At 70.9% G+C, this 14,162-nt stretch carries 11 protein-coding genes; 4 read left to right on the forward strand and 7 right to left on the reverse strand.

From position 1 onward, the window contains the following. Positions 1-3 precede the first annotated feature (3 nt). Positions 4-1,659: a YecA family protein gene (locus HC251_RS24145; protein ID WP_219943170.1), complete on the reverse strand. Its 1,656-nt coding sequence runs from the start codon at positions 1,657-1,659 to the stop codon at positions 4-6. Positions 1,660-1,974: 315 nt separating this feature from the next. Continuing rightward, entirely contained in the window at positions 1,975-2,802 is an 828-nt protein-coding gene (locus HC251_RS24150; protein WP_219943171.1) for a hypothetical protein, read from the reverse strand. Between the two features lie 280 nt (positions 2,803-3,082). Between HC251_RS24150 and HC251_RS24155 the strand changes: the two genes are divergently transcribed. Further along, positions 3,083-4,696, forward strand: coding sequence for a nuclease-related domain-containing DEAD/DEAH box helicase (locus tag HC251_RS24155; RefSeq protein ID WP_219943172.1), 1,614 nt, complete (start codon positions 3,083-3,085; stop codon positions 4,694-4,696). On the opposite strand, the gene HC251_RS24160 is transcribed toward HC251_RS24155, so the two are convergent. Beyond that, a complete protein-coding gene (locus HC251_RS24160; protein ID WP_219943173.1) occupies positions 4,652-6,040 on the reverse strand; it encodes an SIR2 family protein in 1,389 nt (462 codons plus the stop codon). The two genes, HC251_RS24155 and HC251_RS24160, sit on opposite strands and share 45 nt — an antisense overlap. A gap of 430 nt (positions 6,041-6,470) precedes the next feature. Between HC251_RS24160 and HC251_RS24165 the strand changes: the two genes are divergently transcribed. Then, positions 6,471-7,196 (forward strand): hypothetical protein, encoded by a 726-nt coding sequence (locus tag HC251_RS24165; RefSeq protein ID WP_219943174.1) that lies wholly within the window; start codon positions 6,471-6,473, stop codon positions 7,194-7,196. Positions 7,197-7,278: 82 nt separating this feature from the next. On the opposite strand, the gene HC251_RS24170 is transcribed toward HC251_RS24165, so the two are convergent. Both HC251_RS24170 and HC251_RS24175 read right to left on the reverse strand, forming a co-directional pair. Next, a complete protein-coding gene (locus HC251_RS24170) occupies positions 7,279-7,485 on the reverse strand; it encodes a hypothetical protein (protein WP_219943175.1) in 207 nt (68 codons plus the stop codon). 350 nt (positions 7,486-7,835) lie between these two features. Continuing rightward, on the reverse strand, positions 7,836-9,068 hold the full coding sequence (locus tag HC251_RS24175; RefSeq protein ID WP_219942972.1) for an IS256 family transposase: 1,233 nt from the start codon (positions 9,066-9,068) through the stop codon (positions 7,836-7,838). 370 nt (positions 9,069-9,438) lie between these two features. Here HC251_RS24175 and HC251_RS24180 point away from each other — a divergent pair, with 370 nt between their 5' ends. Together HC251_RS24180 and HC251_RS24185 are read left to right on the forward strand one after the other, a co-directional pair. Then, complete coding sequence (locus HC251_RS24180) at positions 9,439-9,951, forward strand: hypothetical protein (RefSeq protein WP_219943176.1); 513 nt, start codon at positions 9,439-9,441, stop codon at positions 9,949-9,951. Between the two features lie 64 nt (positions 9,952-10,015). Further along, positions 10,016-10,204, forward strand: coding sequence for a hypothetical protein (locus tag HC251_RS24185; RefSeq protein WP_219943177.1), 189 nt, complete (start codon positions 10,016-10,018; stop codon positions 10,202-10,204). Between the two features lie 115 nt (positions 10,205-10,319). On the opposite strand, the gene HC251_RS24190 is transcribed toward HC251_RS24185, so the two are convergent. Both HC251_RS24190 and HC251_RS24195 read right to left on the reverse strand, forming a co-directional pair. Continuing rightward, positions 10,320-11,540, reverse strand: coding sequence for a hypothetical protein (locus tag HC251_RS24190; protein WP_219943178.1), 1,221 nt, complete (start codon positions 11,538-11,540; stop codon positions 10,320-10,322). A gap of 1,263 nt (positions 11,541-12,803) precedes the next feature. Beyond that, complete coding sequence (locus HC251_RS24195) at positions 12,804-14,150, reverse strand: MGMT family protein (protein WP_219943179.1); 1,347 nt, start codon at positions 14,148-14,150, stop codon at positions 12,804-12,806. Between the last annotated feature and the right edge of the window lie 12 nt (positions 14,151-14,162).

Raw genomic sequence — 14,162 nt, forward strand, 5'->3', positions numbered from 1 at the left:
CGATCAGGCCGGTAGGTCGGCGACGTCGCGGACGAGGGTGCGGAGCGCCCGCTCGTCGAGCTCGTCGGCCAGTGCCTGGCGCGCCGGGTCGAGAGCATCGGGGCGGACCGGGAGCGAGTGGCCGACGAGGTGCGACGAGCCCGGGCCGGCGACGACCAGGCCGATGACGTGGCGACCCGGCACCAGCTCGTGCGCCCGCGGTGCCGCCGGGACGGTCACCACCTCGCCGGTGGCGGCCTCTCTCAGCTGGGCCCCTCCATCGGCGGTGACGGACTCGACCTTCCACAGCCGGTGGCGGGTGGCGCTCCACGACCGAGCGAGATCGACCTCGTCGTCGGGGAGGAGGTCCTCCAGCTCATCGAGGATCCGGTCCAGCCCCTCGCCCTCGGCCATGTAGGCCTGCACCGAGAAGATCAGGCGCTCCATCGGTCCGGGGCCCACCAGGGAGTTGGTGAAGGGCAGGTCATCGAGGTGGTGGGTGAGGGCCCAGGTCTGGACCTTCCACCACACGAACGGGGCCCGGGCGGCGAGGTCGGGCGTCGCCGGGCGGCGCAGGCAGCACTGCTTGAACTTGCGGCCCGACCCGCACGGGCAGGTCTCGTTGCGTCCGACCGCCTTCGGCGGGATCGGGCGCCAGGGATCGAGCTGGGCGCCGCGCTCGTCGGCGCCGGCCAGCTGCCAGGTCCGCTGGGCCGCATCGACGTCGCCGGCGACAGCCTCCAGCTCTCCGAGGAGCTCCCAGGCCTGGTTCCAACCGTCGCCGGGTTGGGGAGGCCGCGTCACGGCGGCCTTGGCGAGCAGGTCGCGAGCGGCGCGCGCCATGCCATGGTGGAGGGCCACGAGGGCGAGCAACCACATGGGGCCGATCGTCGGCGCCGGCGCGACCGACCGGATCCGACGGGCCACGTGGTCCACGACGGTGGTGGGGGCCTGCCGCAGGTTCGCGGCCACGACGGACACGATCTCGGCGGTGCCTAGGAGCGGGCCCACCGCCGTCGGGACCTCGTCGCCCGAGTCGGCCGGCGCCATCAGGGCGAGCCACAGCACGCCCACCTGCTCGATCGGGGCGTCGTCGTCCCACAGCCCCGCCGAGGCCAGCAGCTGTCGCCCGACGGCGTGGAGGACGAGCTGCTCCTCGGTGATCCCGGTCCCGCCGACCATCGGGCCGGCGTGGGCCATCCCGGCCGCATCCAGGGCCTCCTCGAAGGGCTGGCGCAGTGCTCGGATCACGCTGCGGTGATCCGCTAGCAGGTCCGGGACGACGTCTCGGAGGTCGAGCACCCACCCGTCAGCGTTCGTCGGCGGGGTGCCGAGGTCGCGACCGAGCTCCTCGAAGGCCGTGCGCAGGTGGCCGACGGCAGCCGGGCCGGCGGCTGTCCCGTGGTCGGCGCGCACCAGGCGGAGGTGCTCCCCGTCGAGCACCAGACCCACGAGGTCGTCGGCCGCGAGGCCCGGCTCCCACGTGTCCGGGAGGGAGATGACCGGCAGGCCCGGCATCACCGGGTGCGGTGTCGGGTCGGGCTGGAGCTCGACGGTGTCGTCACCGACGAGGACGACCTCGACCGCGGGGAGGGCGACCCAGACGAGGAGGCCGTCGAGCCCGATGCGGATCTGACGCTCGGAGGCCTCGTCCGCGGCGAGGCGATGCCACGCTGTCACCCCGTCGAGCAGCCACGTCCCGCTGGCGACGCGCCCGTCCTCCAGCTTGATGGCGCGACCCCGGTGGATGGCCTCGTCGAGCGCGTCGAGAACGGGCCCGTCCTCGTCCCCGAGCCCGGTCCAGCTGGATCGACTGGCTGACCTTTCCGACGTCCTGTCGGTCGGTGGAGCCGTAGGTGTCGAGCTGCAGGATCCGCTCGCCGTCCGCATCGAACCAGCGGTAGCCGCCATCCGTGGGCCGATGGCGACCGCCGGGTCCGGGGTTGACCTTCGTGAGCGAGCGGATCAGTGCCATGTCAGATGTCTCCTTGGTCATCAGCCGCAGGCGTCACAGACGCCTGTCAACGGAAGCTGGGTGAAGCACGTCGGGCACACGGCCTTCTTCTTGGATGCGGTGCTCGACGCCCGGGTTCGCTCTCGGCGAGCCTGCTCCTGCCGCGTCAGGGTTGGTCTCCCTCCATCCGACGGCAAGGTTGCGCCGAAGTGGCGGTAGCAGCGCAACCGCTCTTCTGCGGCATGCGTCTGCAGATCGTCCGGGAGGGAACCGGTCGCTCGTTCGACGGCAGCGCCGTAGCCATCGCCGACGACGCCCGTCGCCTGAACGCAGACGGCCGTCACCGACGGCTCGCCAGCGTCGACGCAGGCGTCGGCGACACGAGCAAGGACGTCGCCGATCCAGTAGCGCATCAGCTGCGCGGTGGTGATGTCGGTCCGCGCCTGAACCTCCGCCGCCAGCTCCGAGTAGGTGATCGTGGCGTTGTAGGTCTGGGCGACCGTCACCAGCACCTCGTGAGCGGCGATCGCCCAGGCTTCCCGCGCCGCATCGGTCGACACCGCCTCGCCGGTCGAGCGCCGTGGCGTCGCCGGCAGCTTGCGGCCCGGGTCAGCCGTGGGCTCCTGCTCCCACTCAGCCCGCATGGCGGCAGCAACGTCCGAGAGCGCCTCTTCGTACCGCTCGGTCCGCTGGTCCTCCGCGTCGACCATCCGCTCAGGGATGGTGCCGTACATGGCCACTGCGGCGACCCGGGCAGCGTCCATCCCTGCGGCCCAGCTCCCGCCGGTGTGGCACCACTTGCTGTGGCGGGCGACAATCCCCTCGGAGATCTCACCCGCCACGACCGCAGCGTCGAGCTCGTCGGCCATCGTGACGGCCTGGGTCGGCATGCTCTCCCGGAGCCGGCCTGATGGCTCGCTCGGCGGCGACGTGGTCGACCACCCGCAGCGGGATCCTCCTGTCCACACCACCTCGCTACCAGAGCCGGGCGCCTTGCGCGGCGGCATGCCGGCAAAGCGGGTTGTTGCGAACGTGTCGGTGTCCACATCGGGCGTCGCCATCGACAGCCGTGCGGACGGACCGGCCTCACGCACCCCCGACGTCGAGCCGATGGGGCATCATCGAGCCAGGCTGACGGAGGGAGAAGCCATGGGTGTCCTCGTGCCGGAGGACTTCGACCTGTCCACGTTGCGGAACGAGGCCGAGCGCCGGGTCGTGGAGGCGCTGCGCGACGGGCTCACCGACGGCTGGCTCGTGATCCCCCACGTCCCGCTGAGCCTGACCGACCGCGACCGGGAGATCGACGTGGTCGTCGTGCACCCCGGCTTCGGCGTCGCGGCCCTGGAGGTCAAGGGGCACCGCGGGATCACCGTTCGCAGCGGCGTGTGGCACGGACCGGACCAGCCCATGACGCCGCAGCCGCCAGCGCAGGCCCGGCAGAACGCCTACGCCCTCCGCGACCTGCTGAAGGCGGCGAGCCCGACCCTCGACCGGATCTTCGTCGAGTACGCCGTGGTGCTGCCCAACGCCGCCACAGTGTCAGGGGCGGTGCAGCCCGAGCTCAAGACCGTCCAGGTCCTCACCGGCGACCAGCTGGTCGACATCGCCGACGCGGTCGAGGACCTGATGCTCGCCCGGACCCAGAACCACGCCCTGACCCCGCCGCAGGTCGAGGCCGTCGTGGCCGCGGTCCGGCCCGACGCGGACTTCCGCTACGACCCGTCGGCGCGCATGGATCGGGCCCGGGCCCGACTCGAGGAGCTGTGCCGGGTGCAGACCCAGGCCCTCGAGCGCCTCGACGTGAACCGCCGGGTGGTCGCCGTCGGCGCCGCCGGCACGGGCAAGACCCGCCTCGCCGGGGCGTGGGCCAGCCGGGCGTGGAGCCGGGGCGAGCGGGTGCTGCTCACCTGCTACAACGACCCGCTCGCCGAGGTCGTGGCGGCGGCGATGCCCCACGACGAGGCGCTGACCGTGGGCGGGTTCTTCCGCACCGCCCTCGCCCTGCCGGGCATGCCGCACCTCGACATCCCCGCCGGCGCCGACCACGAGTGGTGGATGGTCGTGGCCGTCGGCCACCTCGTGGCCCACTGGCACCAGGTCGAGGCCCGGTTCGACACCATCGTCGTCGACGAGGCCCAGGACTTCAGCCCGGCGTGGCTGGCCATGCTCGAGGCGCTGCTCGACCCCGACGGGCCCCGGCGGTTGCTGATGGTCACCGACCCGGCGCAGGTGCTGCACGACCGGGGGTTCCGGGTGCCGTCGCCCGACGACGGGTGGACGGTGTGCGAGCTGGTGACCAACTGCCGCAACAGCCACCAGATCGCCCGGTTGCTGCGGCGGCGACTCGACGGCGCCCCGTCACCGATGATCGGCCCCGAGGCGGTCGACCTCCGGTGGGTCCCGGTCGACGTCGCCGCCACCGACGCCGCGGTCCACGCCGTCGGGTCCGAGCTCGCCCGGTTGATCGACAACGAGGAGCGCCCGGCCCGGTCGATCGGGGTGCTGACCTTCTCGTCCGCGCTCCGGGATCGCCTCCGGGCCGCAGGCCTCGGTCTCGTCCGCTGGGAGGACCGGGACACCGGGGTGCTCGGTGAGAACGTCCACCGGGTCAAGGGCCTCGAGCTCGACACCGTCGTCCTCGTCAGCGACCGTGACGTCGAGCCCGACGACCTCCTCTACGTCGGCGTCAGCCGAGCCGTCAGCGAGCTCATCGTCATCTCACCCGACTCGATCGCCGGACGGCTCGGTCTGACGGGCGGCTGAGCCCAAGGAGTCGAGTGCGTCTTCGACGGCGACCCGGAAGGGAGATCTGACGCCAGGGCGGGCTGCGGCGGACCTGACCTCGAGCAAGGCAGCGCGGAGAGCGCGCTCGTCGGCACTCAGCACAGACGTGTAGGCATCGTCGACCATGTGGGCGGAGCCGCCTTCGGCTTCGGCGCCGATGAGGTCGATCAACCGTGCGACCTCGCGGGGCCCCGAGCTGCCGCCGACGTTGACCACGTCGATGTCGCCAGCCCAGAGGTCGCTCACCAGACTCGGCGGGCCCGGAGCGAGGGCTGTCCCGAACGGCTTGCTCTCCGGCCGAGCGTCGGCGGGGCCGACGGCCCGGCGCACCTGGTGGACGAGACGGTGGAAGTTGTCGTCGGACAGTGAGTAGCCGACGAAGAGCATGTGCCGGGTCAGAAGCATGGCTTGCACGATGCCGGCGAGGGCGACGCCCTCTCCCTCGAAGCGGAGGTAGTCGTCGCGGGACAAGACGACGGCGCGCCCGGCACCGATCGACCCGTGGAGCTTCAACAGCCACGCCGGCGCACCCTGGGCCGACTGATCAGGGAGCACGACATGGGACGTGTGCCCGGCGTCCCGCCACGCCTGCTCGAACAGGGTGTCGTAGTTCGTCGTCACCGCCTCGTTCACCGGCAGCGAGGCCAAGAGCTGGTGCATCAACGAGACGTGGGAAGACGTCACCAGCGGTTCGATCGCGGCGCACAGGTCGATGCCCTGAGAGACCAGACGCCGCTCGATCACCGCTGCGGCGTCGCGGGAATCCAGCTTCCCGACGGCCTTCCGGTCGGCCCCCGTCATGCCGGCGTCCCGAGCGAGCCGATCGAGGAGGTCCGTCCACCCTGGCAGTCCTGCGCCGATGCCGGTACCCGCACCCATGAAGGTGACCAGGCCGCCGGACCGGGCCCGATGCCCGAGATCTGCGGCTCGCATCCGCAGCGGCGCGGAGATGTCGCCCCACAGGTCGTGACCCAACCCCGTTCGCGCCTGCTGGACTGCCGAGTACTCGCTCGCCTCCCTGACGACGAGCGTCACGTCGACGTCCCGGAGGGCTGCGGCGGTGGCTGCCGCCGACACCACCGCCTCGACGACCTCCCCCTTGTCGCCGGCACGCCCGCCACGTCCGATGCCGACGAGCGGGACGCCCAGCAGGGGACGGTCGTCAGCGAGCGGTCGTGGCCCCGGACGACGAGCGGACCCGGCCGCCCTGATGAACCTCTCGATGGCGGTGACGAACCACTCGACGGGTTCGTGACCCTCCTCGCCGGTGTGGCCGAGCCAGATGCCGGGCGCCTCTCTGCTCGGCTCCGAGATGCGGGCCACGCGAGATGCGCCGGTCGGGGCGCCGATCACGAGGCCCTCGGCATTGCGTCTGAGCCCGGGGACGTCCCACGACGTCTCCCCTCGGCGACCCTGGGCGTTCGTGCCGCTCGGGACGAGGATGGCGTCACAGGCGAGGTGCGTGAGGTCCCCACGGACGACGAACAGGTGACCGCTCATCGAAGGGACGGTAGGCCAGGGCCCCCAAGGGCGGCGGAGCACGGCGGCCAGATCCCAGACGGGTACACCATCGCCACCCGCTTGCCTGACCGAGGCCAGACACGGGGCACTGCTTCTCGCTGGTGGTCACCGGTCGGTCGTGGGACCATCGGCCCGTGGGAACGACAGACCTCGAGGAGCGTGCCGTGCATCTGCAATGAGCCGGTGACACACGGCCCGCCGGGCCCCCACCGGTTCCCCCTGGAGGGGACCGATGCGCAACCACGACCAGAAGGCGCGCGACATGGCGCGCGCCGTCCTCCCGTCGACGTCTCGCCGAGGCGCCCGCAAGGCCAAGCGCGCCGTGCACGCCGGTGAGCGGGCCCGCCTGCGCCTCGCGCTGCACGATGCCCGCACCACCGTGCACCCCGACGACGTGCAGGTCGACCTGCACTGGCTCGATCGCAGCGGGATGATCCACGTCGTCGCTGAGCGGCGCTCCTACGACAAGGTCGCACCGCTCCTGCGGTGGGCCGAGGCCGTGGTCGAGCGGGATGCGGCGCTCGCTGCGGCGAGCTCGTCGGACCGGCAGGTCTTCTTCCGCAACGTCCTCGGCGTCGGTCTGGTCGCCGACCACGCCCTGTTCCACCTCGGGTGGTCCGTGCTGCGGCTGGAGACGGACCTCGTCCCTCGGTGGACGCACCAGCGGCGGCGCGTCGAGGGGCTGGCGCTGGCCGCCCTGGTGCAGGCCCTCGTGGATGCCGGGATGCACGGTCCTCTCAACCGGGCGCTGAAGGCCGAGCGCCACCGCATGGCCCGCCCGCTGACCCGCCGAGAGCGCGTCGAAGCGAAGGAGGCGGGCGACAGCCCGTGGTGGCGGGAGCGCGTCGAGGGCCGGCTGCTCGCGGGCGCCCACGACGTCGTCGCCTTCGCCGCTGACATCGGCGTCGACCACCTGGCCGTCCGCGTCGTGCATGACCTCCACGTCGATCTGCTCTGACCCCGTGGAGGGATGGAAGCTCCGATCACGCGTCGTCCAGCGCTCGGGTGACGCGCCATCGAGCGGTGGGTGGGTCGACCCCTTAAGCCACCAGTGCGGCGACGGCCACCTCGGCGTCGGGGACGAGGGCCCGCACCGCTCCTTCGATCAGCTGCACGGCCTCGGAGGGGTCGGACACGGCCACGTGCGGGAAGGCCGTCGCGTCGCCCACGAACAGGCGCTCGGTGACCATGCGGGCGGCGGCCTGCCGTCCTCGGGTGGCATGGCCGTCGACGACGATGCCGAGCACCGGGCGCCCGGCGAGGACCGCAGCGGCCGAGCGGTGGTGACCGCTGAGGATGATGGCTCGCCGGCCGTCGTGGCGGCGCGGATGTAGACCACGGGTCGCAGGTTGCCAGCGTCGCCCTGGTCGGCCCGGGTCGTCCCGGTCCTCGCGTAGGTGTCGTGGTGCAGGTGGTGGTCGACGCCAGCCCAGGTCAGGCCGGGTTGGGAGCACCAGAGCAGGCAGGGGTCGATGGCCTCCGGCGGCGGCGGCCACGCCAGCGCGGCGGCCACAGCATCCCTGTGTCGTAGTTGGCGTCCCGCGAGGTGGTGTAGGTCGGCGTCGGTCTGGTCCTCGACGCTGGCTATCAGTGTGGCTCAGGCGGTGATGGCCAGGGGCGGCTCCTCGGGATCGGTCGTGTCGGCGGTGGCGTAGAGCTTGGCCATGGAGGCTTCTGAGAGGTAGCGGCGTTCGGCGACGGCCCATTCGTCGTGGGTCTCGACGACCACGGCGGTGATGAGCCGGGCGACCGATGCGTCGTTGGGGAAGATCCCGACGACGTTGGTGCGACGCTTGATCTCGCCGTTGAGCCGCTCGAGCGGGTTCGTCGACCAGATCTTGCGCCAGTGCGCCTGGGGGAAGGCGGTGAAGGCCAACAGGTCCTCGGCGGCGTCGCCGAGGAGGGCCGCAACGTCGGGGAACTGGGCGGCAAGCATGGCCTGGACTTCGTCGAGCTGGGCGCGGACGTGGGCGGCGTCGGGTTGGGCGAACACGGTCCGGATGGCGGCGGCGACCATCTCGACCGACGCCTTCGGCACGCGAGCGAGGACGTTGCGCATGAAGTGGACCCGGCAGCGCTGCCACGCCGAGCCCACGAAGGTCGACTCGATCGCGGCCTTGAGGCCGAGGTGGTGATCGGAGATCACCAGCTGCACCCCGGCCAGGCCCCGGGCGCGGAGGCCCTTGAAGAACGCGGTCCAGAAGGCCCCGGACTCACTGTCGCCGACCTCGACGCCAAGGACCTCCCGGTCGCCGTTGGCGGTCACGCCGGTGGCGACCACCACGGCTCGGGACACGACGCGGCCGTTGATGCGACCCTTGACGTAGGTGGCATCGGCGAACACGTACGGGAACTCGACATGGCCCAGCGAGCGGGTGCGGAACGCCTCGAGGTCCCGGTCGAGCTCGGCGCAGATCCGCGACACCTCTGACTTGGAGATCCCCGAGCTGACACCGAGGGCGGCGACGAGGTCGTCGACCTTGCGCGTCGAGACGCCGTGGACCCAGGCCTCCATGACCACTGCGAACAGGGCCCGGTCGATGCGGCGGCGCCGCTCGAGCAGCGACGGGAAGAACGACCCAGTCCGCAGCTTGGGGATCTTGAGCTCGACGTCACCGGCCGGGGTCGCCAACAACCGGGGGCGGTGCCCGTTGCGCTGCGCGGTCCGGGCGTCGGTGCGTTCATGGGGCGCGGCGCCTATCACGGCGGTCGCTTCGGCCTCGATCAACTGCTGGAGGATCCACTCCAGGCTCGTGCGGATGGTGTCGGTCAGCTCCCCGGCGCGCAACGCGTCGAGCAGCTCGGACAGGTCAGACTCTGAGAGGGCCACCGGCGGTGTCTCCTTGTTCGTATCCCGGCTAGGACACGTCGAGGATCTCGCCGGTGGCCCACCCAAGTGGTGGACCCCGCCGACCTACACCACCCCAGGGGACACGATCCTGTCGTAGAGGCCCTGGCGCGTCCTGGAGGCCTGCGCCACGGCGTCTGCGCCGTCGGTGCCGGACCTCGGCCCCGGTCGAGGAACAGGGTCCCGATGTCTCGGCCGCAGAGCTCCGGGGCGCGCGACACCTGCGGTCGGAGGAGATCGAGGTCCGTGGGGACCGGGGCTTCACTGTCACACACCCCCGTCATGATGGGGTGTGCTCGACGAGGTGCGTCGAGAGGGAGGGGATCTCATGGTTGTCGACGATCGAGGTGGGGTGACGGCGGCGCAGGTCATGGCGGCCGTGCTGGGAGTGCCGGGTGTGCGCGCCATGGCGGGGATCGACAGCGTGACGGTGTGGCCCGGCGGCGATGCACCTGCTGTCGAGCTCGACGTGCGCACCGTCGTCGGAGTGGAGCAGATCCGGTCGCCTCAGGGCGCACCCTCCGTCCGGCTGGCGCTGGCCGTCGGCACCGGGCGTCCGCTGCCCCTGGTCATCGTGCAGAGCGATGTGGCGTTCGTCCCGGACGTGGAGGGCGGTCGACGACGGGTCGGTGGGGCGTCCTCCTCCTCTCTCGTCACCGTGGCCGACCTTCCGCCGATGCTCGGCTGGAGCGAGGTGCTCCGGTGCCTGGACGCCCTCGAGGGTTCGCTGAGCAACCTGGACCGGGCGCAGGCCCAGACCCTGGTCGCCGCCGCAGGAGTGGAGGGCGCCCGCCGCTCCGGGGTCGACACCTCCCCCGCCGAGGCCCGCCTCGATGCCGCCATCGCCCGGGCCGCGTCCTGGTGACCGTCGAGGTGATGAGCCCCACCGCTGGCCACGTCGCACGACCGCTCACCAGAAGGAGGAGCCTGTGATCGAGTTCTACAAGGTGGCGAACGGGACGCTCATCGGAACGCTCGACCCCTTCACGATGGAGCCGAGCAACGGGACCGTCGCGTCGGTGGTGCGGGCCAAGCGGGAGATGGGTTGGTCGGACGAGCAGATCCTCCTCTGGGCCGACGGCTGGTCCAACGGATACTTCGCCAGCCGCCGGGTCTGAGTTGAGTCCGGCCGCTGGGGCCCGACGGGACCGCCACGTTGAGGCGGTGACCGGAGAAGACGAACTCAGCGCCCCCGCCGCACTCTGCGCGCCACGACGTCATGGTGAAGAATGGCTAGCCCCATCGTGCCTCAGTCGCCCGTGCGAAGCGGTCTTTGCCGAGCGGGTCGAGCTCCACCATCCTTTGGGCTGCGGCGGGCGGTTGCGCATCGAGTTCGTTGAGGGTCCATTGGGTCGGATGCGCAGGGTCAGCGATCCCAGGCACGAGCCGGTCGTCGAAGTCATCCCAACACAGCATGACTGCGCCGGGGATGCTCCGCTCGAGGATCTCTCCGACATCTGGGTGCACGAAGGCGATGCCTAGCCATTCGGCCCCTGCATCGTCGATGACCACTGCTGTTGCGGGTTGGTCAAGGATCTCGGCCTGTGCGCTGGTGGCTTCGGCGTCCACCAACGCCAGCACATCGGCGTCCGGGGCACTGGCTGGCACGACCACGATCGAGGTCATCCCGTTCATCGGCGACGTCGTTCGCTCACCGACTTCGTAGTGGCTCCAGGCCAGGTCGGTCCCGTGGGACGTAGGGATGACGGACTGGATGTGGAGGAACTGGGGGTGCTCGAGCTGTGAAGGCCGGATCAGGTCGGCGCCGATGTCGGCGGGTTGCCACCGGTCGCCTGCTGCTCGCCAGAGCTCGCCATTGATCCAAACGGTTGTCCAGGCGTTCAACGAGGGCGGCGGAAGCAGGGCCTCTACGGCGGCCTGATCGCCAGGCTTGAGCTCGGGGTGGGTGAGGCGGGTCACGAAGCCCCAGTAGTCCTCCGAGCTCAGTGTGAGTGCAGCCTCGTTCGCGTCCTTTGCCCGGAACCAAGGTTGCCTGAGATCGTTCGAGTCCTCCACGAAGGAACAGCCCACGCTCCACAGGTCACCGCCGACCCGTTCGGCCCAGATCCCCCCCGCTGGCGAGCCGCCTGGGCTCCCCCGGCCCGGCATCTTGAGCTGAGCGCTGATCGTGTCGTGAGCGGCCACTGACAACGGCGGGTTCTCTGGCACGAAGCGGATGTCCTCGGCCCAGTGGGACACCCATGTCGTCCCGTTGATCTCGACGTCGAGGGCGTCCCCCCTGAGGCGGGCTGCGATGCTCCAGTCGGGCAACTGGTCGCTGACGATCGACCACGATCCGGAAGCGTCGACGGCGCTGAGATCTTCGACGGTGGCCAGCGCATCGGAGAGCGACGCAAGTCGCCGGCCGGTCGATTTCACGACGACCCCGCCGTCGACGGCGCTCACCGAGTCGACGGATCGTCCGTCTCTGGAGATCTTGTAGAGCAGGCTCATGCCAGTGACCCAACGACCCTCGCCGATTCCGCCGTAGCGGAACGTACCGCAACTGCGACAGGGGGCCCGGTCATCGGCAACAGCTCGGCTCAGCTCAGCTCGATCCTTGATCCTCGCCCCGTTCAGCCGACGAGAGGTCACCATGGGGGCCGATCAGGACCTGGGTTGGGACGGTGGGTGGACCGACATGGTCGACCACGGCCATGACTTGGGCGAGTACATGCTTCAAGCTGAGCACCCTTACGACAGGGATGACGGGTACATCCCACCGCCACGTTCGGCGACTCGCCACGAGTTGACGTCCCGGCCGTTCTCCGACCCAGCGTCGGACATGGACGACGGCACGCTGCCAGCACTCGCGTCGCCGATCGTCATGGCGAGCTCGGCGCCCGTCGTTCGGACGCGAGCCCGATCAGGACCGCCAGAATCAGGTTCCTCAAGCGCACCCCGGCCGACCGTGTCGCCGGAGCAGGCCCGAGCCGAGCTTCAGCGGCGCCAGTCCAACCGCGAGGTGAAGAAGACCGGCCGGGGGACGAGGCGGAAGCTCTCACCTCACCTGAGGCACCTTGGCCACGTTTCGGGGCATGACCTAGCCGTAATCGCTCGTGGCGGGTCGAGAGCCGCTAGCGAACCGCGCCAACAGGGCCTCCAAGAGAGACCTGGCAGCGAGCCGGCAGCCCGTCAGCGCCTACGCGTCGATCCCTCCGATCGCACTCGAAGTCGGGCGGCGAAGGCGGCAACGTCTGCCGGTGTGAAGGTGGACGAGGTACTCGAGGTGGTCTGCGGGCTTGGGTCAACCGAGGCGAAGGCCGATCGTCTCGGATGGCCCCAGAGCCAGGTTGTCCTCGTTCGCAAGGCCTACGACGACACCAAGTCCGGAGCTGCTGACGCCGGCCCGCCTCGACGAGTCGGCCGCTCCACCGGCGTTACAAGTTCGGCGCGCGCGACCGCTCGACGGGCCTCCACACGCACACCTAAGCCGACCCGAGGCAAGACCAGCAGAGCGAAGCCCGCTGGCAAGGGCGGAGCAAAGCCGCAGACCAAGAGTGGAGCTCACACGAGTCGGGTGCCGGCCCTCGCGCAGGTGAGTCCCAGATCGACCTACCCCGAAGCCACTCGGGCCTGGTGACGCAGGCCAACCACACGATCCGTAGCAGAGCTCTCCACCCAGCCGGCGGTGCGCCGTTCCAGGCAATCCAAGGGCAACCTCTCCAACCGCAGGCTTCGCTCCTCGTCCGGCCAGTCGATGCACGTGGCTCCGGTTCAGAGCAACGCACGGAGCTCTGGTGCCCGGATCCGCAGGATGTCGGAGGCCACTCCGTTGCGGAACTCGACCCCCTCGTCCTCGAGGGCTTGCTGCTGGGACCTGCCGTCCTCAGGATCGCTCCAGGTGAAGCCGTCGCGGGCTCGCCCGTCGCCTCCGATGACCCGGTGGGCGTTCGGGCATCTCGAGCACTTCATGATGTGCTGGCCGAGGGGCTGGGCGGCCGTGCCCACCAGCTCGGCGAGGTCGCCGTAGGTCGTCCATCGTCCAGTGGGGATGGACGCCATCAGGTCGTGGAGGGGCTGCCAGTCGAAGGCGCCTCCTCCTCCGGGCCCGGCGGCATCGGTGAGCGAGCGTCCGTCGGGTAGGCGCCACCAGCTCGGTCCGCGGGTGGATCGGGTCGCGCCGGCAGCTTCGAGGAGGATCCGGCTCACGATGGCGGTCGGTCGGTAGGCCAGCCCATCGGCCGCCCAGATCAGGGGGGCACGGGTGCTGTTGGTCCACGTGGCCTGCCCACGGGACGGGTTCTCTGCGATCCACTCGACGATCAGGTCGCGGACCTCAGGCGACACCTCGGTCGTCGGGTCGAGTACCAAAGCGGTGCCATCGGCGACCGACCCGTCACGCACGAGGCGCACCACCGTGCTCGCCTCTCGACTCTTGGTCCGCTTCCTCCCTGCGCCGTCGGTCTGCTCGCGGAGGGGTGTCACGAGCAGCTCGTCGACTTCGGGCAGGGGGTACAGCTGCGACACCGTCACCACGGTGCGGTCGCCGAAGACCCGGTAGGCCTGCACGGTCTGCAGGGTGATGTCGAGCCCCATGGAGGTGAGCCACACAACGGACGCGGTGACGACGGGCGGGAACGACCCGGCGACGATCACGATGCGCGGCCGTGCGAGTGCGTCCACGTCGAGCTCGGTGGCATGGGCGAGGAGCAGGTCCAGCGCTGCGTCGGCATCGGTCGGCGCGCCCCGGCGGGTGAGGAACGCTGCGTGGTGCTCAGCGAGGGTCTCTTCGTCGAAGCGGCTGGCGAGTGCGGCGTACTTGATGGACTGCATCTCGACGGTCTCGGGTGCACGGTCCCGCTTGAGCTCGGCCACGACGAGGCGACCATCGGTCCCGAGGCCGAGCACGTCGAGCCGGTCGCGCTCCCGGTCTCCCGATGCGGATCGCCACCGGTCGAACTCGAAGGCGACGACCATCACGTCTTCGCCGAGGATCTCGGGGTGGGCGAGGACCCACTCCTGCAGGTCGTCTCGCTCCCGCAGCCCGGCCTCAGCCAGCGAGATGGGCGTCGCAGGCGTCGCGCCCGCCGCGTCGACCGTGTACACCCGTTCACCGCTCATGGACGAACCTCC

This window comes from Iamia sp. SCSIO 61187 (genome assembly GCF_019443745.1).
Lineage (GTDB): Bacteria > Actinomycetota > Acidimicrobiia > Acidimicrobiales > Iamiaceae > Iamia.